Below are 21318 nucleotides of genomic sequence, written 5' to 3'. Positions count from 1 at the left end.
GTGTTAGACGTACCTGGATTTTAATACTTACATCAGTAGCTGTTTTTTTTATTCCTTGACTTCTAAAAGTCCAGCACGTTCCAACAAAGCATCAATATTTGGCTCTGCCCCTCTAAACCTTTTGTACAATTCCATGGGGTTTTCAGTTCCTCCTTTGGAAAGCACATTGTCTTTGAATTTACTGGCGATTTCACGGCTAAAAATGCCATTTTCCTTAAAGTAAGAGAAGGCATCGGCGTCCAAAACCTCTGCCCACTTATAGCTATAATAGCCCGAAGAATATCCGCCTTGGAAAATATGGGAAAATGCGGTGCTCATACAAGTTTCAGGGGTTTCTGGGAACAAGTTGGTACTTGCAAATGCCTCCACTTCGTATGCTTTAACATCTTTGATGTTCGTTGGGTCAGTTCCATGCCAAGCCATATCCAAAAAGCCAAAGCTCAGTTGTCTTACCGTAGCCATTCCTTCTTGAAAATTTGACGATTCTTTAATTTTTTCAACCAATTCCATCGGAATCAACTCTCCGGTTTCATAATGGAATGCAAAAAGTTCCAAAGCCTCTTTTTCGTAACACCAATTCTCCAAAACTTGACTAGGCAATTCCACAAAATCCCAATACACTGATGTTCCAGAAAGACTAGGATAGGTGGTGTTGGCCAGCATACCGTGCAATGCATGTCCAAATTCATGGAAGAGGGTGGTCACTTCGTTAAAGGTCAATAGAGACGGTTTTTTACTGGTGCTGCGCGTAAAGTTGCAGACATTTGAGATATGTGGCCTGCTGTTGGTACCGTTTAAGGTGTATTGTGGTTTGAAAGAAGTCATCCAAGCGCCACCTCGTTTACCTGCTCTTGGGTGAAAATCAGCATAAAAAAGTGAGATGAAGTTTTCTTGCTCATCGTACACCTCAAAAGTTTTTACCTCTTCGTGGTATTTATCTATGGTCTGGACTTCTTTGAAATGGAGTCCGAACAATTTTTCAGATACTTTAAAAACCCCATTGATCACATTTTCCAGTTTAAAATAGGGCTTCAGTTTTTCATCATCCAAATTGAAGAGTTTTTGTTTCAATTTTTCGGAATAATAGGCACTGTCCCATTTTTCCAAACGATCGATACCGTCCAATTCCTTTGCAAACTCCTCTAAGGTTGTATATTCCTTTTCAGCTGCAGGTTTGGCTTTGACAAGCAATTCATTTAAAAACTCAAGTACTTTTTCAGGTGTTTCGGCCATACGTTCTTCCAATACAAAATGGGCATGGGTGGCATAACCCAATAAATTGGCACGTTCAAAACGCAGGTTGACAATTTTAAGGATGTTTTCTTGGTTGTCGAACTGGTTGTTGTGGAAACCTTTGCTCCCAAATGCCAAGGCAAGTTCTTTACGTAATTCCCTGTTTTCGGCATATTTCATAAAAGGAATATAGCTCGGGTAGTCCAAAGTAATCAACCAACCCTCTTTTCCTTTTGATTCGGCCAAATGTGCTGCGGCTTCTTTTTCACCTTCGGGAAGTCCTTTAAGGTCCTCTTCGTTGGTCAACAAAAGTTCAAACGCATTGGTCTCTGCCAAAACGTTCTCGCCAAAAGTCAATTTTAGTTTAGACAGTTCAGCGTCGATTTCACGAAGTCGTTTTTTATCGGCTTCGTTCAAATTCGCTCCGTTTCTGCTAAAACTTTTGTATTTCTTATCCAAAAGGGTGGCTTGCTCTGGCGAAAGTTCAATTGAATCCCTGTTTTCGTAAACTGTTTTTATACGTTGAAACAAAGCTTCGTTCAGGGTAATGTCGTTACCAAACTCGGATAATAAGGGGGAAACTTCCTGCGCAATTTTTTGAATCTCCTCATTGGTTTCTGCTGAATTCAAATTGAAAAACACACTGGAAATTCGGTCCAATTGCTGTCCTGCAAAATCTAAGGCCACCACCGTATTTTCGAAAGTAGGTTCCTCTGGATTTGAGGTAATATCGTCTATTTCCTTTTTTGCATCTTCAATGGCTTGAAGAAAAGCCGGTTTAAAATGTTCGTTTTTTATTTTAGAGAATGGAGCTTCATTAAAAGGCTCCAATAATGGGTTGTTCATGCGTTGTTGCTTTTAGTATTTAAATATGCGATGACCGAAGTGGTGAGGAAAATGGTAAAGGAAACAATTAGTGAGAAAAAAGCAGCGGTTATAAATGCAAAGTTTCTTCCTGTATCGCTTGTTGCTTTATTCTGGGCACGTATGGCCTCCTCAGTGACTTCAGCACCATCAATAAATCCATTGTTGTCAAGATCAAAACTTTTGGCATTTTCCAAAATAAATTCCCACCGAATTTCAATCACAATCAATAAAAGGGTATAGAGGAAAAAATTCAAAAGGACAGATTTCCAAATCCTCTTTAAAAGAGGGGTGTTCATTTTTATTCTTATCAGTCCCAGTACTGAAACAGCACAAATTCCAATTAAGATGCCAATCTGATTATAGCTCATGGCAACTTTTGGTTTTTAAAAGTTTTTTTTGACTTCTTCGGCGCCTTTGATCACTTTTTCTTTAAGCCCTTCCTTATAGGCTTCAATTTTTTCCAACACCTCAGAATTTGCACTTCCAATGATTTGTGCAGCTAAGATACCGGCATTTTTTGCGCCGTTCAAGGCAACTGTGGCTACCGGAACTCCTCCGGGCATCTGCAATATGGAAAGAATTGAATCCCAACCATCAATGGAGTTGCTGCTTTTTACAGGCACTCCAATTACAGGGAGTGGCGACATGGATGCAACCATACCGGGTAAGTGCGCTGCCCCACCAGCACCTGCGATTATTACTGCAAAACCATTTTTGTGGGCATTTTTACTGAAATCGAACAGTTTTTCGGGGGTTCGGTGGGCGGAAACAATATCCACTTCCACCGCAATGGAAAAACTTTTCAATATATCGATGGCATCTTGCATAACGGGAAGATCACTTGTGCTTCCCATGATCACGGCTACTTTGCTCATAATGTTATTTACTTACAACGTTGATGGTTTCTTTTACTTTTTGCGCCATTGCACGGGCTTTGACCATGTCTTCATCTACAATGGTTACGTGCCCCATTTTACGGAATGGGCGTGTTTGTCTTTTACCGTAAATGTGTGGAGTAACCCCGTCCATGGCCAAAATTTCTTCCATGTTTTCATAGACCACATCACCGGTATGACCTTCGGCGCCCACCAAATTTACCATTATTCCGGCCACTTTACTTTCTGTTTTACCTAAAGGTAATCCCAGAATTGCCCTAATGTGCTGTTCAAATTGATTGGTGTAACTGGCTTCTATGCTGTAATGTCCACTGTTATGAGGTCTTGGAGCCACTTCGTTTACCAATATTTGGTCGTCTTGGGTCTGGAACATTTCCACGGCCAATAACCCTATTTGTTTCATTTCTTCGGAAACTTTTAGTGCAACTTCTTGTGCTTTTTTGGCAACTTTTTCATCAATTCGAGCAGGGCAGATAACGTACTCTACTTGATTGGCCTCTGGGTGAAATTCCATTTCCACCACGGGATAGGTAACCACGTCTCCTTTGGTGTTTCGGGCTACGATTACGGCCAATTCATTTTTAAAGTTGACCAGTTTTTCGGCAATACATTCCACATTCGGAAGATCTTTAAGGTCTTCCATTTTGCGGACTACTTTAACGCCTTGGCCATCGTATCCAAACTGTGCACTTTTCCATACAAAGGGAAATTCCAATCCTCCATTGTGGACGCTGTCTTCAATTTCTGAGGTATAAGCAAACCGGGTGTAGGGAGAAGTAGGGATTCCATGGTCCGTGTAAAACAGTTTTTGAGTGGCCTTGTTCTGTATGGTTCGTAAGGTTTTTGTGGGCGGATAGACTTTTTTTCCTTCGTGCTCCAATTTTTCAAGAGCATCCAGGTTTACGTTTTCTATTTCTATGGTGAGCACGTCCACATCTTTCCCAAAATTGTAAACGGCATCAAAATCCATCAAACTACCTTCTATAAATTCGTTGCAAGCAATCTTGCAAGGAGCTTCAGGGGAAGCATCCATTACCTTGGTGTAAATGTCCCATTTTCGGGTTTCATAGAGCATCATTTTGCCCAGTTGTCCACCTCCTAAAATACCTAATTTAAAATCTGAAGAAAAAAATTGCATTGCTCTGCTAATTGGAATGATTGCAAAAATACATGAATTCCACGAAGCTATAAAAGAACACTGGGTATAGCACCCTGAAAAATGCTATCTTTGCCAACCGACCATAACTGGAAAACATTGATAAAGCTTCACGACAAAACATTCAAACCTTATTTGAAAGAAGAGCAGATTCTTGCCGCCATCGATAAAATGGCCAAAGAAATTGCAAAGGACTACAAAGATGAGGTGCCTCTTTTTGTGGGGGTACTCAACGGGGCTTTTATGTTTGTTTCCGATTTTTTAAAGGCCTACCAATACCCATGTGAAGTGTCTTTTGTGCGATTGAGCTCGTATCAAGGGCTTACTTCTACGGGCATTGTGGAAACCCTGTTGGATGTTCCCGAAGAGTTGGAAGGTAAAAGCGTCATTATTTTGGAAGATGTAGTGGATACGGGGCGCACTTTGAAGCAACTTGTTCATCTGTTTTCCAACACCAATGTAAAAGAGTTTAAAATCGGAGCCCTTTTTTATAAAGCCGAAGTGTACAATGGAGAATATGCCATTGATTATGTAGGCTTGGAAATTCCGGATGATTTTATTGTTGGCTATGGTCTGGATTATAACGAACAGGGCAGAAATCTTAGAGAAGTTTACCAATTAAATAAAGCTGATATGATCAACCTAGTGCTTTTTGGCAAGCCTGGAGCAGGAAAAGGTACCCAAGCAGGGTTTTTAAAAGAAAAGTATGACCTAAAACACATTTCTACAGGTGATGTGTTCCGTTACAACATTAAAAACGGAACCGATTTGGGGAAATTGGCAAAATCATACATTGACAAAGGAGATTTGGTGCCCGATGAGGTAACCATCGATATGTTGAAGGCCGAAGTGGAGAAAAATCCAGATGCGGCAGGTTTTATTTTTGATGGTTTCCCAAGAACCGAAGCACAAGCAGAGGCATTGGACAATTTCTTGGAGTCCAAGGATATGAAAGTGAACGCTACCATTGCTCTTGAAGCAGAGGATGATATTTTGGTGGCCCGTTTATTGGAAAGAGGTAAAGTGAGTGGACGTTCCGACGATCAAGACGAAAGCAAAATCCGCAATCGTTTTGATGAGTACAACCAAAAAACAGCGCCTTTGAAAGCCTACTACGACAAACAAGGCAAGTTTCATTCCGTAAATGGAATTGGGGAAATAGATGAGATTACCGAGCGTTTGAGCAAGGTGATTGACTCCCTGTAATTAATTTCTACATAAAATTTTGATAGCATGACCGAGGGCAATTTTGTGGATTATGTAAAAGTGCATGTCTCTTCAGGAAACGGGGGTAAAGGTTCTGCGCATTTACACCGTGAAAAATATGTTGCCAAGGGTGGTCCCGATGGCGGCGATGGTGGTCGTGGCGGTCATGTGATCGTAAAAGGAAACAAAAACCTTTGGACCTTGGTCCATTATAAATTCAAAAAGCATTTTAAGGCGGGTCATGGGGAGCATGGCAGTAAAAACCGAAGCACAGGTGCCGATGGTACCGATGTGTATTTGGAAGTCCCTTTAGGAACCGTGATTCGGGATACAGAAACCAACAAAGTACTTTTTGAGATCACGGACGACGGAGAAGAAAAAATTTTGTTGGAAGGTGGAATGGGAGGCCGAGGCAATTGGCATTTTAAAAGTCCCACCAACCAAACCCCAAGATATGCCCAACCCGGTATTCCAGGTCAAGACAGTCATGTTACGCTAGAACTGAAAGTATTGGCCGACGTTGGCTTGGTCGGTTTTCCGAATGCAGGAAAATCTACATTACTTTCGGTAATGACTTCCGCCAAGCCCAAAATTGCTGATTACGAATTTACCACCCTAAAACCCAATTTGGGGATTGTTGAATATCGCGACTTCAAGAGCTTTGTGATGGCCGACATTCCGGGTATTATCGAAGGAGCCGCAGAGGGCAAAGGGCTAGGTCATTATTTTTTGCGCCATATTGAAAGAAATGCAACCCTTCTTTTTCTAATTCCTGCCGATAGCAAGGACATTAGTCAAGAATATGCCATTCTTTTGGATGAATTAAGACGGTACAATCCAGAATTGCTGGATAAAAACCGATTGATTGCCATTTCCAAATGCGATATGTTGGATGCTGAACTGATTCAAGAGATGAAAGAAGATATCCAAAACGATTTTGATGGTATTCCTTTCACCTTTATTTCTTCTGTAAGTGGTTTGGGTATCCAAGAGCTAAAAGATAAGCTCTGGAAGCTGATGAACGAATAAAGGGACTACGGAACCAATCCTCTAAAAATAATCCTTAATTTTAAGGGAAACACATATCCCATTTACCATGCGCTATTTACTATCCTTGGTGTTTGTTGTGTTGTTGGCTTCCTGTTCATCAACACGTGTAACCTACGATTATGACAAAGAGGTGGATTTTTCCAGCTACGTTACCTATAATTACTTTTCCGATATGGAGTCTGGTTTAAGTCAACTCGACGAAAAAAGATTGTTGAATATTCTGGATTCCACGCTAAAGGTTCGTGGCTATCGATTGGCCGAAGAACCCGATTTTCTTGTCAACATCTTAAGTGGTGAATTTCGCAGTGCTCCAAAAAGTTCTGTAGGTGTTGGCATTGGCGGGGGTGGTGGAAACGTTGGTGGCGGTATTTCGTTGGGCGTGCCAATCGGCAATTCTGGAATTCAGCGCAGTATTCAATTTGATTTTGTGGATGCCCAGCGCGATGCCTTGATTTGGCAGGCCATAACTGAAAGTGGATACCGGGACAATGCCTCGCCCAGTGTGCGTGAACGAAATTTGGAAGCTTTGGTGAAAAAGGTGTTTTCTAAGTTTCCTCCTGTGAATAAGTGATTCTTTTTCAATAGGTTTACCGTTCAAGATAACGGAATTACCACTCATCATAATTGCCTTCATAAGTCGCTAGAGCTCATATACATTTGTTTCATCAAACAATTAAAACAAACGTTATGATCGCACTGGCCAAATTTCTCATCACTATATTAGTTAGTATTCTTTTATAATAAAGAGTTGTTAAACCATCTTAAAACAGACATCATGAAAAAATTGAATACCTCACAGAAAATTGTTTTGGTGCTGGGCGTTGTTCTTGTTGCCATTTCAATTTTCGGTAAATTGAACCACTGGGCATACGGAAGCTATTTCCCTATTTTTTATGCAGGCATTAGCATGTCATGGATCGCATTTTTGCCTCAAACCAAAAAATGCAACAATCCCTTTAAAAAGAAGCAGGTTCAAACTTCTAAATAAATTGGCAAGTACCCTTTAGGGTGTGGAAATACATGAAACTGAACAAAAAAAACAGGAATACCGCATTTTGGACCCTTCAGTTTATTGGCTGGGGGTTCATCAATTCAATTTCGATTTTTGTACCGCAAAATTTAAGTACGGAGCTTATTGTTTATTCGATTATTGCAGGTACGTTCATTGGAATATCATCAACATCCGTTTTGCGATGGTACCTTAAGCGATATGTTGAATTTGATTCCTTCGGACTAAAAGAGGTAGTAAAAATCTTGGTCTCTTCATTTTTGGCTGCAGTGCTATTTGGTGCCATGAATGTATTTTTTGGCTATTTGTACGTGAAATTTGGCCCGGAGATCACCGAGGTAGAGCGACATATGTTCGAGGCCTATGATAAATTTTGGATTCAAGTGTTGAATTCATTGTTTTTGGTCGGAGCCTGGACCATTACCTATTTGGTGATTAAACTTTTACTGAAGTTGAACCAAAATCGCATAGAGCGTCTGGAATTAAATTCAACTCTAAAACAAGCACAGCTCAATACATTAAAAGGACAGATCAATCCGCATTTTATGTTCAATAGCCTAAATAATATCAGGGGGCTAATGCTGGAAGATGTAGATAGGTCTAGGGAAATGCTCACCAAGCTTTCCGAGATCATGCGTTATTCTTTGACCAAAAACAATGTGAACGATATCCCAGTGCGTGAAGAACTGGAGGTGGTGGATAATTACATCGACTTATCTAAAATTCAGTTTGAAGACCGATTGGAATTCATCAAAGAAGTGGATGACAATACCTTAGATCTGAAGATTCCGCCCATGATCATACAACTATTGGTAGAGAATGCTGCCAAGCATGGCATTTCCAATCTTAAAAATGGAGGGCGAATTGTATTGAACATTAGCAAGTATAATGAGGAGTTGCTCATCGAAGTGAGAAATACAGGGAAACTGAAAATCACTAATGATTCCACGCAATTAGGATTGATCAACATAAAACAACGACTTAAATTGTTGTATGCTGATCGCGCATCATTTAATTTGGAGGAAATATCCGATGAAGTGGTAGCCCAGGTTAAAATTCCGTTGACATGAAAATCAAAGCTGTAATTGTTGAAGATTCGCGTTTGGCCCGTAACGAGCTGAAGCAGCTTATTAAGGAACATGCCGATTTGGAACTTATTGGAGAGGCCGGTAATGTGGACGATGGCTTTGAGCTCATTCAGTCGGAAAATCCTGATTTGTTGTTTTTGGACATCAATATGCCCGAAAAAGATGGTTTTGAGCTTTTGGAAATGTTGGATGAGGTGCCTATTACCATTTTTACCACAGCCTACGATGAGTATGCCATTAAATCTTTTGAGTATAATGCGTTGGATTATTTACTAAAGCCCGTTAGCCAGAAAAGGTTTGATATGGCTTTGGAAAAAGTCAGGGCTAAGTTATCCAATGTTCACAATCCTACTGATACCACTAAACGACTCTCATCGAACAGTCAAATATTCATTAAAGATGGAGAATCCTGTTGGTTGGTGAAGGTGTCGGATATTTCTATGTTTGAGATTGTTGGGAACTATACCCGTGTTTTTTTCGAGGATAAAAAACCAATGCTCTACAAATCTTTGAACCAAGTGGAAGAAAAACTTCCAGAAGACGCCTTTTTTAGAGCCAATCGTCAGCAAATTATAAACACCAATTATATTGAAAATGTGGTGCCGTGGTTCAATGGTAAATTAAAATTGACCCTGAGCAATGGGGAAGAAGTGGAAGTGTCGCGCCGACAATCCTATATTTTTAAGGATAAAATGAGCCTGTAATCCTAAAAGGATTTTAAGAGTCCGCCATCAATGGGAATATTGGTTCCCGTAATAAATGCTGCTTGGTCCGAAGCTAAAAACGCCACCAAATAACCATATTCTTTCGGGTCTCCGATTCGCTTCATGGGAACTTGCTCCTCCATATTATTGCGAACTTCATCCGGAGAAATTCCCAGTTTTTCAGCTTTTTTTACATTCAATTGCGCTATACGGTCGGTGTCAAAATAACCGGTCAAGGTATTGTTTACAGTAATGCCGTCTTTGGCCACATCATAGGCCAAACTTTTGCCCCAGGTGACAACCGCAGCTCGTATCGTATTTGAAAGTGCCAAATAATTTAGGGGCTCTTTCACCGAAATGGAGGCAATATTGATAATCCTGCCCCATTTTTTTGCCTGCATGTGTTTTAAGGCCAATTCTGTGGTAAAAACTACCGATTTAAAAAGTAAATCGAATGCTTCTTGGTAATCGGAAACTTCTTTTTCCAAAGCACCACCTGCTTGTGGGCCTTGGGTGTTGTTCACTAAAATATCTACAGTATTTGACTTGAAATAGTCCGAAATTTTGCTTTGAAAAGCATCAAATTCTGAAAAATCAACTGCCAAATATTGGTGTTTTTGCCCTTGGGAACTATCCATTTCTTGGACAAGGACTTGCATTCGTTCCTCATTTCTGGCCATGAGGGTAACATTGGCACCGCTTTCAGCCAATTGTCGTGCAATGGCTTCTCCGATTCCTTTACTACTGCCTCCGACCAGGGCATTTTTTCCTAAAAGAGAAATATTCATAATTATCTGTATTCTTCTCGAACTGGGCTAAAAATGTCCATCAATTTGCAAGGGGTCAATGCTTTTCCACTATGTGGAACATTGGAAGGAATTACAACCACATCTCCCGGTTTGTAAATTGCTGTTTTTCCATCGAGTGTAAATTCAAAAGAACCTTCCACTACATGCATAATTTGTTCGTGGATATGATGATGTTCGGGTACTTCGGCATCTTTTTCTACCTCCCAAAACACCCAACTCATTTGATCACCGTGAACCAATTTTCCATGGTATCCGGGAATGATTTCTTTCGAGGCAATATCGGCTAAATTCATTGTTTTCATATTTAAAGCCAAGTTAATGATTAATCAGCAGGTTTGATGGTTTGCTTTGGATGGTGCATTGCCTATTTTTGAAGATCAAACAAAATTCATGCAGATACACTTTATAGGAGTTGGAAGTAAGCGAATGACCAATTTGGCAATAACCATGTGCAATTTAGGCCACCAAGTGACCGTCAGTGATTTAAAATTTGAACATGTTACGGAATCTTTGTTGAAGTCCAATAATTTGTTTCCTAGTGAATTGGGGTGGTTTCCTGATAAAATTCACAAAAAATTAAATGCGGCGGTTTTTGATTCCGGGGTAACCTTGGATAATCCAGAATTGCAAAGAGCCGAAGAATTGGGTATCAAAATATTGTCTTTTGCTGAATTCTTGTTTGAGCAAATGCAGCACAAAACACGGGTTGTAATAGCCGGTTCTGGACGAAACGTAGTGGCGCAAATGATTTTGCACGTGTTGGAATTTAATGATAAGACCGTTGATAGTTTTTTACATGATAAATTACAGCTTTCCGAAGCAAATGATTTTATTGTTTTGACCGGCAGTGACGCTTCAATGGCTGCCTTTGATTTAAAACCTGAATTTGAAATATATCAGCCCAATATTGCCCTTTTAAGCGGTATGGAAACAAATGATTCAACTGAAAAGTTTCAAACTTTTGTAGATGGGATTGTAAAAGGGGGGAGTATCACGTTTAACGAAGAAGACCCTCAGGTTAAGAGTATTGTGGAAACCACCGAAAATCCAATACGCAAATTTCCGTACACCACTCCAGATTATAGCGAAGCGGATGGAGTTCTTTATTTGGATACCCCGGATGGAGAAATGCCATTGGAAATTACAGGAGAAACCAATTTAAGCTATTTAGCGGGTACAAAATGGATTTGTCAGCAAATGGGCGTTGACGAAGAGGACTTTTACGATGCCATGGCAACCTTTACTTTGGCATAGCTTTTTTTTGAAGCGCAATTTTCAACGGAAATTGACAGTGATAGAGCATTTGTCCAACCTTCATTTTTCCCCATTGTCTTTCAGAATCCTCCGTTAATGAATGCATTCTAGCAACTATTTCTTCATAAGCTTCGGCACTGAAAAGGGATTTCATAATGAATGGTTTATAGTGAAAACTACATAAAATTATTCTTCTATCTTTAGGCCATGCAAGAAAAACTAGCTTCCTTTTCCATTAAAAATTGGGCAGACGATGACCGTCCGAGAGAGAAATTGGTACAGAAAGGAAGTTTTGCACTTTCTGATGCCGAATTGATTGCGATTTTGATTGGTTCTGGAAGCAAGGATGAAAGTGCGGTTGATCTTTCTAAACGCATTTTGGCCTCGGTGGAGCATAACCTAAACGAAGTAGGGAAGCTATCCGTTAACCAATTAATGCGCTTTAAGGGCATTGGTGAGGCCAAAGCGGTAACCATTGCCGCTGCGTTGGAAATCGGAAGGAGGCGTAGGGGAGAGGATACCAAAAAAATCACCAAAATTACCAGCAGTCATGATGCCTTTGAATTGCTTTATCCATTGATAGGGGAGCTACAACATGAAGAATTTTGGATTGTGTACCTCAATAATTCAAACAAAGTGATTCACAAATCCCAATTGAGCAAAGGAGGGATAACGGGCACGCTGGTTGATGTTAGGCTGGTATTAAAACAGGCACTTGAATTAGGGGCTGTAGGTATTATTTTGGCCCATAACCACCCATCTGCATGATTGTCAAATGTACTAAATTAAATGTTTGATGTTTTGAATAGTTGTTTTTGTGTAGATTCTTCAAGATTAATGCAGGATGGAAAATATGATTTGTTCATAAGAATGTAAATAATTCCTTGATTTTAGAAGACTTTAACTAGAATGTTTTTTTGCTGAAAATGGTATTTTTGAAAAAATGAGATTTAATTAAATGGTGTTAAGATATTCTACTTTAAGAAAAGATATAGGTATTGATAATATTAATGGGGAGGCTCAAAATTTTGCATTTCTTACGCATTATCTACATAATAAAAGTTATAAAATATCTGACACATATCGATTAACCGCTGAACAATTCTACAATTCTATTGAGGGTTCTCCAATCCCAGAAATTCAATGGGATGTGCCGTTCCCAAGTCCAAAGAATCCAGATTTTACTTTTATAGATTTATTTGCAGGTATTGGGGGATTCAGGATTCCTTTTCAAGAAATAGGAGGGAAATGTGTTTTTTCCTCGGAGTTTAATTCTCATGCTCAAAGAGCGTATGAACTTAATTTTGGTGAAGTCCCTTTTGGGGATATTACAAAATTAGACTTGAACCTAGTACCTGAACATGATGTACTCTGTGCGGGTTTCCCTTGTCAACCATTTAGCATTTCGGGGAAATTAAAGGGCTTTGAAGATACACGTGGCACATTAATATATCATATTTTTAAAATAATTGAAAAGCGAAAACCAAGTGTAATCCTTCTCGAAAATGTCAAACATCTAGTATACCATGATAAGCGAAGAACTTTAAGTACCATAGTAAAACATTTAGAGGAGTTAGGTTATAAAGTTTCTAAGAAAGTTCTTAATGCATCGGACTTCGGAGTTCCACAAAATAGGGAACGAATTATTATAATTGGGCATAAGAAAAAGGAGTTTGATTTTTCTAAAATTGAGAAGCAGCCTAGACCTGTTTTAAAGGACTTTTTAGATGTGGAGAATGATTTTGAGTATCTAAATGAGCCTTATACTATTCTTAAAGACATGAAGTTGCAGGATTCTGGTTTAATCTTTGCAGGTTATAGGAATAAATCCATTCGAGTAGCAGGAGTAAGGCCTAACACCAAACACTTATCAAGAGTTCATAAGCAACCAAATAGAATTTATTCTACAGAGGGCGTACACCCTGCCTTGCCTTCGCAAGAGTCCGCAGGAAGATTTTGGATATGGGATAACAATAAGGTGAGAAAATTGACAATTCAAGAGTGTTATAGAATTATGGGGTTTCCAGATAAATTTAAATTCATCGAACAAAAAGGTGAGTTATATAAACAAATTGGTAATTCTGTTGCTGTTCCCATGATTAAGGAAGTAGGTAAGCAAATAAAAGAACAGTTAATAAGTACAAAAAAATCAAATGACACCAGACAATTTATTACAGTATGAGTATGATAGGGCAATGAAAATTGTTGGTTCAGATGATTTCATAAAATCTTCTTTACAAAAAAACATTACTGAACGGTTAGACTTTATTCTAAGTAAGTCTGAATCCTCAAAGGCTGTGATGACCGTAATTCTTACAAGCATTGTTTACAAAATCCTTAACCCTGCTCAAGATATTAGGAATCATCAGGCTAGTATTGCAGGTGGATATTCTGGAAGAACGTTCGACACTAATCATATTACTCCATTTCTTAAAAGTGTAAAATTTCCTTCGATGGCCGAAAGTGGTTGGCTTACTAGGTCGCTTGAGCAAAAAGTTCCTTATGATGAATATTATTCAGGCGCAATTCGACCTTCGGAATTAAAAGAAGCATTTATAGAGATTATTGACTTTATTGAAAATGGGAGCGAGCAAGTTGAATGCTTAAATTACCTGTTTCAAGGATTAATTCTTCAAAGAAATAAACAGGAGATTGATTTAGCAAAGCCTGTTGATTTACCAATAGCAACTATTATAGAATTGTTGAGGAAGCACTTTTACACCAAATATAGTGCTGATGGTGCTTCACGCCTTCCTGTATTAGCACTATATGCAGCGTACTCCTGTTTGATTAAAGAAGCTAAAAGGTTTGATGGCAAGACTCTTTGTAATATCGAAAGCCACACTTCGGCAGATACGAGAAGCGGTAGAATTGGTGATATAGATATTGTGGATGAAAACGGAAAGGCTTTTGAAGCGGTTGAAGTAAAGCATGATATTCCAATTACTGCTCAATTGGTACGTGATGCATTTGAAAAATTCAAAACTACCCAAGTTAAAAGGTATTACCTTTTGTCAACAGCCGATATTAATAGTGCCGAGGCAAAAAATATTGACAAGGAGATTGAAAGAATCAAAAATATTCATGGTTGTAACGTGATTGCCAATGGATTAATTCCATCGTTGAAATATTATTTAAGGCTTCTTGAAGAAACTTCTGATTTCATTGAAGCCTATGTAAACCTTTTGGAAGTGGACACAGCCTTAAAGTTTGAGCATAAGAAAATGTGGAATGATATCATTTCAAGCATGTAGGTTTTTGTTTTAATTCAATTCAACCAAGCAAGATTAATATTATCAAAAGGGATGGACAAAATTGAATATTCAAAACTTAATGCTAGACAGAAAGAAACATTCAATTTCCAAAAAGTATCTGCGGTTCTTGCCGATTATGGCTTTGCCACTATTAAGCTAAATGATGACTGGCAAGGAGCGGATTTTATTGCACAGCATATTGATGGTGAAACATATTTGAAAATTCAACTAAAAGCTAGATTGACTTTGGCAAAAAAATATTGTGGCAAAGAACTCTATGTCTGTTTTCCCCATAAAGAGGAGTGGTATTTATATAGCCATGATAGCTTGTTGCAGGACTTTACAGAAAGGTTTAGTGAATCTATGATTAAATCTAAGTCATGGGTCGAGGGTGGCGTTTATACTTGGAAACATTTAAGTAAGGAAATAGAGCAATTGTTGATGCCAATGAAACTCTAAACTAATTCAAGAACAAATCCTTTACCTCAACTCCTAGGGCTTTGGCAAGCCTTCCCAACGTTGCAATACTACTATTTAATTGACCATGTTCAATTCTATAAATCTGGGATTTGGTGGTATCTGCCCTAAGTGCCAACTCATCTTGGGATATTCCAAGTTCATTCCTGAATTGCTTTACCCTTTCTGCAACACGGTCTATAAGTTTTTGGTCATCTGCTGTTAGCTTTATCCGCACATGGCAATATGACCAATTAATGATTCTTTATTGTAAGCATTAATGCATACTAACTTGAATTTTAAACCGTTCTAGCATTGAATGAAATTCAAATAGTGAAATGAAAAAGTATTTGTTTTTGCTGCCAATTTTCTTAGGTACAAACCTCATACTCTCTCAAACATCTTTTATCACAGGTTTTAATAAGGGATGGAAAGAGGGTTATTGTTACAATCAAATTGGCTGTGAAGCACCAGTTGCGCCAGTTGCGCCAGTACCTACAGCATCCGAAAGTAGCGATAACTATAAAGATGGCTACAATAGAGGGTTTCAGATGGGTCTGGACAAAAAAAGGAGCAATTCAACATCCTCAAATAATTCAGGTGTTGGGGCAGGTACACCCACGAAAGCAGTTACTACCGATTTTGGGAGTATAACGCAACAGGGATTAAGTGGTTTTGGTAACGCTAGGATGAATGAATGGCAGAACATGAGACAAAGAAGGCTTTTAAAGTACCTGAATAGCCCAACAAAAAAAACAACAATAAAACTATATAGGGCAAATAAGGTATTGGGATTGCCTTATGATGAAGGTATAGCCTCTGAACACTTTTGGAAGTGGGTATCTAAAAAGCTATAAGCTACTTCTATAATACACAAAAGGATGACTCTATGAATGGAAATGAAGCTAGGGTAATGTGGCTGCGGGATAATATTATTTTAGAGCAGAAAAGGAAATCCAACCAATACAGGAATCAAAAAAAATACCAACGCTTTGGCTACCTTTTTTTAGCATTGACACCAATTTCTGTGTTCTTTATACTATTATTAAAATTGAATAATTCCAACCTTGACATAGATAATGCAAATATCTATTCAGATTATCAAAATTCATTTTTTGGGTGGGTTCATGGAGGACTTTTAGTACTATTTATATACTTAGGTTTTAAATATTTGGGCAGGGCAAATTCTTTGGAAGCCGAAATGAACTACCAAATCGAAAATGAACTATACACAACATCCTATGAAGCCTTGGAAGGTGATACGACAATAATTAATAATCTCACCAAGGATTATTATATGAAGCTGTCAGATGGGGAGTTAGAGGAATGTTTTAGAAAGAATGTTCAAAATGGTTTAAAGGGTAGCCATGTTCAAAATCTCCATAACCTAGCATTACATGAGGTGTTGTTGGGACGATTTGGCTTTAGCCCCTATTTCATTGAGGAATATGATTTTAATGAGAAAACTATTGCACTTAGAAGGGGCAGATTGCCCACCATGCAGGGCAACAAATCTTTGGATGATTAGGGAGTTGAGGTAACAACCTATATTTTACCCCACCCACTTTAAAGGGAAAACGAATATTATTGCTACCCCCCATTCAAATTTGTAAAAAGAGGGCAAATCGTTTCTCTGGCATAAATCACTATCACGAACAATCGAACTAATAATTGTGGTCAAATCCAAATCAATCTATTGATTTTACGTTATTTACTTGGAGAGAGACGGCAACATCTGTCAACTATCTTAGTACTCTATAAAGTACCTAAATTCCCTCCTTCAAGATTTATTGTAAGATTCTCATAATCAATATATTATAAGGATTTTGATTGTTGACATTCCCATGACAGCGCAATAGTGCCAATTAGTTCAGTCTGTTTTGATTTTCATCACATAATCATGTGAATCTAAGACATCTTTTAAAACCTTTTCTACTTGTTCCTTGTTATCTGATTGGAAAATGATGGAATCATGCTTGCTAATTGCCATTATTTCCATGTCATATAGTTTGGTCAACACGCCATCAATATAAATTTCCGATTCCTTTTTCTGCATTGAAATGGATAGTTGCCTATAGCCATGTTTAGACTTAAAACTGTCGATATGTCTAATTGTTTCGGGGTACATTTTTGATAAGGCTTTCTTCGATTTGTTATTGTAGATTTCTTGTGAGTAGATAACTTTCAAAATCTCCTTCTTGCTCTTTTCTCTATCCCAACCCTGTTTCTCTGCAACTTTATCATAGAGAACACCATTAATGGCATGAGAAACAAACCCGTCCTTTACCTTATCCTTGATTAGGTTGGCCAGAATTGCGGGTTGGCTGTTGATGGCATCAATTTCAATAAGACCATTAGACCTTTTAATTTCGTTCATTAGGCCTTTAGGTAGGCTTGTGAAATTAGTGTCTAATCGGTTGTTTGTTGCGTTTCTATGGGCATATAGAGAACCACCTTGCAATTTCACCAGAGACCTTAACCATGCAATTTTTTTGTTGCCCCTCCTAACAGCATCTTCCTCTTTGGATAACTCATCAAATATCACTTTAAACAGGCTTTGGTAGTCCAATTTTAGGCTATAATAAAATCGTTGAAGTTCTTTAAAGTATTTGATGTCCTTTTTCTCATAGTAGTTTCTGTTCTTTACAATGATGGCTTTTTTTCCTAGACTTTCCCAGTCAATTCTCTCATCGGGAAATATTCTATAGTGAATCGATTTGCCAGTAACCGTACTCCAAGATTTGTCCGACTCGACTATCTTGTGTTCCAACATAGGTTTTAACCATTCCCTATATTTAGAAGTGAATATTTCTCTAAAGTATGAACTGCTGAAATAGACAAATGAAGTATAGGTTTCATCATCCATGAAAGAATAAGTCATTAATATGTCTAGGAACTGTAAACAATTATGGGTTTTTCTCTTGGTCAATGATAACTTTTGTACCCTATCAAAAAGGTATGTAGGTAATATCACCTCTTGATAGGTGTTCTTTCTTTCTGGAAATGATAGACGTAGTTCTAGGAAGTTATCATTAAGATAGACACTATAATCTGTCATATTTACTTATTATATATTATAAAAGACATATAACCAATATGTTGCAACTTTTCTCCAAAACTGAACATTTCCAATATTTATAGGTCGTCAAGCGAATATTTATAGAAATTTACTATTTTATAATATAGCTAATATTAGTAGATATGTGCTGCTGCTCCAGTGTTCGTAACGATAAGCATGATAACGGAATTGAAGGTAGCCCCATAATAAGGATAACGAAATCTAAAAGTACGCCATCCTCATTTTCCAAATAGATTGTTGAAAACATGTTGCTTTATATTAACTAACTAATCATCTTGGATTATTAAGTCCTTGTCGTTGAGTTCAATAATCACAGGTTGCTTTAGTTTTAAGCCACGCCCAACTGTAATAGCCCATCTTTCCTCCAAAGTTGGCAAAATGGAAGAATAGTCTCTTCCAAAGTAGTTTTCCAAAAAGTTCTTGCCTGTGTCATCAAAAACTCTCATGGCGAACATAGTATTGCATTGGTTTAAAATACTCTTTGTGACATTCGCAGTTCTTTGAGTAATTACAAAACAACCTAGACCATATTTACGCCCTTGTAAAATAACTTTTGAAGTTCCATTAGTGGCATATTTATCACCATCATTGGCAACAGAGTTCCATTCAGGTATTAGTGAATGTGCCTCTTCATAGACAATTAATAATCTTGCTGTTTCAGATATTCCTTTTTCCTTGCAAACTTCCAATGCAGATTCTGATATTACACGGGTAACCTCAGCAACTGTAAGTTCGGCAAAAGGGGCATACATTTCCCATTTACCGCCTTTGTTTCTATTTTTTGCATTTTCAGTTTGTTGAATTGCAATTATTTCATCTGGATTAATAATCCTCACCGATTTATTAGAGTCTATAAAACCTTTAATATCAGCAATCAGTAAATCGTGAAGACTACCTATGTTGCCCCCATCTTCTCTTGAGTCAGCTACTTCAAACTCAATTTTGTTCAACTCTGTATTTAACTCATCTACCCCTTCATTTATCAAATCAGTATCAATATATTTTGGCAGCCCTTTCTCTGTACTGTTATATTCATTGGTTATATCAATACATAAAACCTTAATGTCCTGTTGAACTATCTTGGAAATTAATTCATAGGACAAACAAGATTTTCCAATTCCAAGAATCCCAAGAATAGCTGTATTATGAGTAACTAGAGAATTATAATCTTTGATAGGTAAATCAAACTCAGAATTTGGAAGTCTGCCTATAGACGAATCTGCGATTTCAATTAATTTTTCCTCCGCTAATGTGTCGTTTGCACTATAATAAATGGGTGAATATATGTTTGGTAACCACTTCCTGACATTTAACTCCTTTTCTTCTGGGTCATACCTGCCTAGTTTCCTTGCAATACCGTTTGTATAGCCTTTAAAATCATAATTTTCTAGATGCTCTCTTTTTGTATTGGCATTAATTATTTGATACTGGGTTAGTTCATCATATATTGGTGTTTCGATTATTGAACCTTCTGTCGGAGACTTACCGTTTGCCCCCTCTACAATGGTGAAGTTAATCTTTTCAATGTCTGAGTCTTTTTCAACATAGCCTATAAAATCATTTCGTCTGGTATATAAAGTTGTACTTCCAATAAATTCTTGCATTTGAAAACTAAGTTGGGTAACATTTAGCTTATAAACAGAGTTCTTCTTTACGAATATGGATTTAGGGTCTGCAAATTGTTTTTTTAGTTTTAGAGATATTGTCAAGAACTCTTTAGTCGGTTTTTGAAGTAAATAAATTGACAGCCATTCTTTATTCAATAATTGCCACTTCGAGACTACAACACCGATTGCGCCTAAATTAACTTCGGTTTCAACAGCAACGATATCCCCTAGATTGACTGTTCCTGTTTTTTTCAATCCATCAATTTCAACCCTATAAAATAATGGGTTTTCGCATCCTATTGCCGTACCAAGTTCCTCAGATATTTTATCAGAAATTAAGGAGTTGAGTTTCTTAAAAAAGGTGATTATATACCCAACAATATCGAAGAAAATAAGACAAATCCACAGCGCAATCATTAAAATGTATGGAACTATTTCATCCTTTAAACCAAAATATGATGTAGCTGATAAGAGATAGAGTAATGAAAAAATCACTTTATTGTGACCGAAATTTGTTGAAATCCAGTAAAGTACTTTACTCAACTTTTGTAAGTTATCTTTGGTGCTGTCAACTAGAACAATTGTTATTATGCTTAACAATAAGAGTATGACAGAGAAATAGAAAATAAAGTTATAGCCAATCAAGGCTGATTTATTATCAAGCCCAAGCAAAGCAACAATTACCACAACTGCGTTGATTATAACATTTGAGGGCTTGCTAAAGAATGGCTCGGCTATATAAGTGCCAAGGACAATTAGTAAAGCACCAGAGTAAAACCAGATACTTGAATCAATACTTTGTCCAAAAATCACTTTAGAAATATTACCTCCTATCAAAGAGAAAATCACAACTAAACCAATTAAATAAATTATTGCTGCTAAAATTCTCTGCTTTTGGTTGAGACTTGGTTTCATTTAGTTTTTGGTGGTTCTTAAAGTTAGTTATGGAATGTTTTGGAGGGAACAGTTTAAATGTAAGAATTTACAATCAAATTTATTCTTTTAAAAACCTTTTTACTTTTTGAACTGTTCCAAGGCTCACAACCGATAGTTTAGCAGTATTTCGCATAGAATGTCCTTTACGGAGGTTTTTTATTACCTCAGGATACTTATCTAGGAAATCCTTTTTTGTTTCGCTAGAACCTCTTAAACGTCCTTTATATGTGCCTTTTGCCTTTGCAATTGCTATTCCTTCGCGCTGCCTTTCCAAAAGTGTCTCACGTTCCATTTCAGCTATATTTGCCAGAACTGATATTATCAATTTAAATGCAGAGTTTGGCTTTCCGTCTACGGTAGACTCAATCCCCAGATTGTCAACCTTGACTGTCGCTCCATTTTCTTCAAAAATCTTGAGAGTATGAAGTATGTCCAACAGATTTCTGCCTAGTCGGTCTATAGAACTAACGGCAATGTAATCGATTTTAGAGGCTTTTACCGCTTCCATTAACCGATTCCCCTGTTCTCGTTCAATGAAGGGTGTTGAACCGCTTACAACGTCTATAAACAGTATTTCATTTGGGTGCTGTTTAGCTAGTTGACGTTCTAACTTCTGGTCTGGGGTACTGATTCTTAAATATCGTGCTTTCATGTACTAAAAATAGAGTGGTATTAAATAGTACACTATTATTCTCGATATAAGGCAGATTAAAT

General features: G+C 37.8%; 23 protein-coding genes and 1 pseudogene. 13 read left to right on the top strand and 11 right to left on the bottom strand.

The genetic code is table 11. From position 1 onward, the window contains the following. Positions 1–48 precede the first annotated feature (48 nt). From ABT310_RS03350 to ABT310_RS03335, 4 genes are read right to left on the bottom strand one after another with little or no spacing between them, the layout of a single operon-like run. Positions 49–2079 (bottom strand): M3 family metallopeptidase, encoded by a 2031-nt coding sequence (locus ABT310_RS03350; protein ID WP_375325340.1) that lies wholly within the window; start codon positions 2077–2079, stop codon positions 49–51. Beyond that, positions 2076–2468: a hypothetical protein gene (locus ABT310_RS03345; protein ID WP_375325339.1), complete on the bottom strand. Its 393-nt coding sequence runs from the start codon at positions 2466–2468 to the stop codon at positions 2076–2078. The genes ABT310_RS03350 and ABT310_RS03345 overlap by 4 nt, the downstream gene beginning before the upstream one ends. A gap of 15 nt (positions 2469–2483) precedes the next feature. Continuing rightward, positions 2484–2975 (bottom strand): 5-(carboxyamino)imidazole ribonucleotide mutase, encoded by a 492-nt coding sequence (purE, locus tag ABT310_RS03340; protein WP_375325338.1) that lies wholly within the window; start codon positions 2973–2975, stop codon positions 2484–2486. Positions 2976–2979: 4 nt separating this feature from the next. Beyond that, entirely contained in the window at positions 2980–4134 is a 1155-nt protein-coding gene (locus ABT310_RS03335) for a 5-(carboxyamino)imidazole ribonucleotide synthase (RefSeq protein ID WP_375325337.1), read from the bottom strand. 117 nt (positions 4135–4251) lie between these two features. Here ABT310_RS03335 and ABT310_RS03330 point away from each other — a divergent pair, with 117 nt between their 5' ends. The 6 genes from ABT310_RS03330 (at position 4252) to ABT310_RS03305 (ending at position 9209) form a co-directional block, all read left to right on the top strand. Beyond that, positions 4252–5358, top strand: coding sequence for an adenylate kinase (locus tag ABT310_RS03330; RefSeq protein WP_375326141.1), 1107 nt, complete (start codon positions 4252–4254; stop codon positions 5356–5358). 27 nt (positions 5359–5385) lie between these two features. Next, entirely contained in the window at positions 5386–6387 is a 1002-nt protein-coding gene (gene obgE / locus ABT310_RS03325; RefSeq protein WP_375325336.1) for a GTPase ObgE, read from the top strand. A 67-nt stretch (positions 6388–6454) separates the two neighbouring features. Beyond that, positions 6455–6979, top strand: a complete 525-nt coding sequence (locus ABT310_RS03320; RefSeq protein WP_375325335.1) for a DUF4136 domain-containing protein — start codon at positions 6455–6457, stop codon at positions 6977–6979. A gap of 204 nt (positions 6980–7183) precedes the next feature. Then, the gene (locus ABT310_RS03315) at positions 7184–7396 is read left to right on the top strand and encodes a hypothetical protein (protein WP_375325334.1); all 213 of its coding nucleotides are present in this window, start codon (positions 7184–7186) and stop codon (positions 7394–7396) included. A gap of 32 nt (positions 7397–7428) precedes the next feature. Continuing rightward, positions 7429–8487 (top strand): sensor histidine kinase, encoded by a 1059-nt coding sequence (locus ABT310_RS03310; protein WP_375325333.1) that lies wholly within the window; start codon positions 7429–7431, stop codon positions 8485–8487. Then, complete coding sequence (locus tag ABT310_RS03305; protein ID WP_375325332.1) at positions 8484–9209, top strand: LytR/AlgR family response regulator transcription factor; 726 nt, start codon at positions 8484–8486, stop codon at positions 9207–9209. The genes ABT310_RS03310 and ABT310_RS03305 overlap by 4 nt, the downstream gene beginning before the upstream one ends. A gap of 2 nt (positions 9210–9211) precedes the next feature. Here ABT310_RS03305 and ABT310_RS03300 read toward each other — a convergent pair whose 3' ends face one another. Continuing rightward, a complete protein-coding gene (locus tag ABT310_RS03300; RefSeq protein WP_375325331.1) occupies positions 9212–9997 on the bottom strand; it encodes an SDR family oxidoreductase in 786 nt (261 codons plus the stop codon). A gap of 2 nt (positions 9998–9999) precedes the next feature. Beyond that, on the bottom strand, positions 10000–10311 hold the full coding sequence (locus ABT310_RS03295; protein WP_375325330.1) for a cupin domain-containing protein: 312 nt from the start codon (positions 10309–10311) through the stop codon (positions 10000–10002). Positions 10312–10408: 97 nt separating this feature from the next. Here ABT310_RS03295 and ABT310_RS03290 point away from each other — a divergent pair, with 97 nt between their 5' ends. Beyond that, positions 10409–11272 (top strand): Mur ligase domain-containing protein, encoded by an 864-nt coding sequence (locus ABT310_RS03290; protein WP_375325329.1) that lies wholly within the window; start codon positions 10409–10411, stop codon positions 11270–11272. Here the strand turns inward: ABT310_RS03290 and ABT310_RS03285 are convergent. Continuing rightward, complete coding sequence (locus ABT310_RS03285) at positions 11259–11426, bottom strand: hypothetical protein (RefSeq protein ID WP_375325328.1); 168 nt, start codon at positions 11424–11426, stop codon at positions 11259–11261. The genes ABT310_RS03290 and ABT310_RS03285 overlap by 14 nt on opposite strands. 53 nt (positions 11427–11479) lie before the next feature. On the opposite strand from ABT310_RS03285, the pseudogene ABT310_RS03280 reads away from it, so the two are divergent. From ABT310_RS03280 to ABT310_RS03265, 4 genes and pseudogenes are all read left to right on the top strand, one after another. Then, a pseudogene (locus tag ABT310_RS03280) lies at positions 11480–12034 on the top strand (RadC family protein); the annotation flags it as partial. Between the two features lie 196 nt (positions 12035–12230). Continuing rightward, on the top strand, positions 12231–13454 hold the full coding sequence (locus ABT310_RS03275) for a DNA cytosine methyltransferase (protein WP_375325327.1): 1224 nt from the start codon (positions 12231–12233) through the stop codon (positions 13452–13454). Then, positions 13426–14526, top strand: a complete 1101-nt coding sequence (locus ABT310_RS03270; RefSeq protein ID WP_375325326.1) for a hypothetical protein — start codon at positions 13426–13428, stop codon at positions 14524–14526. The genes ABT310_RS03275 and ABT310_RS03270 overlap by 29 nt, the downstream gene beginning before the upstream one ends. A gap of 51 nt (positions 14527–14577) precedes the next feature. After that, the gene (locus tag ABT310_RS03265; protein WP_375325325.1) at positions 14578–14985 is read left to right on the top strand and encodes a hypothetical protein; all 408 of its coding nucleotides are present in this window, start codon (positions 14578–14580) and stop codon (positions 14983–14985) included. Position 14986: 1 nt separating this feature from the next. On the opposite strand, the gene ABT310_RS03260 is transcribed toward ABT310_RS03265, so the two are convergent. Continuing rightward, positions 14987–15220, bottom strand: a complete 234-nt coding sequence (locus tag ABT310_RS03260) for a helix-turn-helix domain-containing protein (protein WP_375325324.1) — start codon at positions 15218–15220, stop codon at positions 14987–14989. A 100-nt stretch (positions 15221–15320) separates the two neighbouring features. Between ABT310_RS03260 and ABT310_RS03255 the strand changes: the two genes are divergently transcribed. Both ABT310_RS03255 and ABT310_RS03250 read left to right on the top strand, forming a co-directional pair. Further along, positions 15321–15839 carry a hypothetical protein gene (locus ABT310_RS03255; RefSeq protein ID WP_375325323.1) on the top strand — a complete coding sequence of 173 codons (519 nt, stop codon included), beginning with the start codon at positions 15321–15323 and terminating at the stop codon, positions 15837–15839. Positions 15840–16183: 344 nt separating this feature from the next. Then, complete coding sequence (locus tag ABT310_RS03250) at positions 16184–16510, top strand: hypothetical protein (protein WP_375325322.1); 327 nt, start codon at positions 16184–16186, stop codon at positions 16508–16510. Between the two features lie 342 nt (positions 16511–16852). On the opposite strand, the gene ABT310_RS03245 is transcribed toward ABT310_RS03250, so the two are convergent. The 3 genes from ABT310_RS03245 to ABT310_RS03235 form a co-directional block, all read right to left on the bottom strand. Beyond that, positions 16853–17863, bottom strand: coding sequence for a hypothetical protein (locus ABT310_RS03245; RefSeq protein ID WP_375325321.1), 1011 nt, complete (start codon positions 17861–17863; stop codon positions 16853–16855). 464 nt (positions 17864–18327) lie between these two features. Beyond that, positions 18328–20583: an ATP-binding protein gene (locus ABT310_RS03240; RefSeq protein WP_375325320.1), complete on the bottom strand. Its 2256-nt coding sequence runs from the start codon at positions 20581–20583 to the stop codon at positions 18328–18330. A gap of 79 nt (positions 20584–20662) precedes the next feature. Continuing rightward, positions 20663–21256, bottom strand: a complete 594-nt coding sequence (locus ABT310_RS03235) for a recombinase family protein (RefSeq protein WP_375325319.1) — start codon at positions 21254–21256, stop codon at positions 20663–20665. Positions 21257–21318 lie beyond the last annotated feature (62 nt).

It is taken from the genome of Flagellimonas cixiensis (assembly GCF_042134615.1).
GTDB classification, from domain to species: Bacteria; Bacteroidota; Bacteroidia; order Flavobacteriales; family Flavobacteriaceae; genus Flagellimonas; species Flagellimonas cixiensis.
This window is presented reverse-complemented; position numbering and strand designations above follow the sequence as displayed.

What these genes read in the sequence shown, in the direction of transcription:
- ABT310_RS03350 (WP_375325340.1), bottom strand. Translation starts at nt 2,079, where the DNA reads ATGAACAACCCATTATTGGAGCCTTTTAATGAAGCTCCATTCTCTAAA.
- ABT310_RS03345 (WP_375325339.1), bottom strand. Translation starts at nt 2,468, where the DNA reads ATGAGCTATAATCAGATTGGCATCTTAATTGGAATTTGTGCTGTTTCA.
- purE (WP_375325338.1), bottom strand. Translation starts at nt 2,975, where the DNA reads ATGAGCAAAGTAGCCGTGATCATGGGAAGCACAAGTGATCTTCCCGTT.
- ABT310_RS03335 (WP_375325337.1), bottom strand. Translation starts at nt 4,134, where the DNA reads ATGCAATTTTTTTCTTCAGATTTTAAATTAGGTATTTTAGGAGGTGGA.
- obgE (WP_375325336.1), top strand. Translation starts at nt 5,386, where the DNA reads ATGACCGAGGGCAATTTTGTGGATTATGTAAAAGTGCATGTCTCTTCA.
- ABT310_RS03320 (WP_375325335.1), top strand. Translation starts at nt 6,455, where the DNA reads ATGCGCTATTTACTATCCTTGGTGTTTGTTGTGTTGTTGGCTTCCTGT.
- ABT310_RS03315 (WP_375325334.1), top strand. Translation starts at nt 7,184, where the DNA reads ATGAAAAAATTGAATACCTCACAGAAAATTGTTTTGGTGCTGGGCGTT.
- ABT310_RS03310 (WP_375325333.1), top strand. Translation starts at nt 7,429, where the DNA reads ATGAAACTGAACAAAAAAAACAGGAATACCGCATTTTGGACCCTTCAG.
- ABT310_RS03305 (WP_375325332.1), top strand. Translation starts at nt 8,484, where the DNA reads ATGAAAATCAAAGCTGTAATTGTTGAAGATTCGCGTTTGGCCCGTAAC.
- ABT310_RS03300 (WP_375325331.1), bottom strand. Translation starts at nt 9,997, where the DNA reads ATGAATATTTCTCTTTTAGGAAAAAATGCCCTGGTCGGAGGCAGTAGT.
- ABT310_RS03295 (WP_375325330.1), bottom strand. Translation starts at nt 10,311, where the DNA reads ATGAATTTAGCCGATATTGCCTCGAAAGAAATCATTCCCGGATACCAT.
- ABT310_RS03290 (WP_375325329.1), top strand. Translation starts at nt 10,409, where the DNA reads ATGCAGATACACTTTATAGGAGTTGGAAGTAAGCGAATGACCAATTTG.
- ABT310_RS03285 (WP_375325328.1), bottom strand. Translation starts at nt 11,426, where the DNA reads ATGAAATCCCTTTTCAGTGCCGAAGCTTATGAAGAAATAGTTGCTAGA.
- ABT310_RS03275 (WP_375325327.1), top strand. Translation starts at nt 12,231, where the DNA reads ATGGTGTTAAGATATTCTACTTTAAGAAAAGATATAGGTATTGATAAT.
- ABT310_RS03270 (WP_375325326.1), top strand. Translation starts at nt 13,426, where the DNA reads ATGACACCAGACAATTTATTACAGTATGAGTATGATAGGGCAATGAAA.
- ABT310_RS03265 (WP_375325325.1), top strand. Translation starts at nt 14,578, where the DNA reads ATGGACAAAATTGAATATTCAAAACTTAATGCTAGACAGAAAGAAACA.
- ABT310_RS03255 (WP_375325323.1), top strand. Translation starts at nt 15,321, where the DNA reads ATGAAAAAGTATTTGTTTTTGCTGCCAATTTTCTTAGGTACAAACCTC.
- ABT310_RS03250 (WP_375325322.1), top strand. Translation starts at nt 16,184, where the DNA reads ATGAACTACCAAATCGAAAATGAACTATACACAACATCCTATGAAGCC.
- ABT310_RS03245 (WP_375325321.1), bottom strand. Translation starts at nt 17,863, where the DNA reads ATGACTTATTCTTTCATGGATGATGAAACCTATACTTCATTTGTCTAT.
- ABT310_RS03240 (WP_375325320.1), bottom strand. Translation starts at nt 20,583, where the DNA reads ATGAAACCAAGTCTCAACCAAAAGCAGAGAATTTTAGCAGCAATAATT.
- ABT310_RS03235 (WP_375325319.1), bottom strand. Translation starts at nt 21,256, where the DNA reads ATGAAAGCACGATATTTAAGAATCAGTACCCCAGACCAGAAGTTAGAA.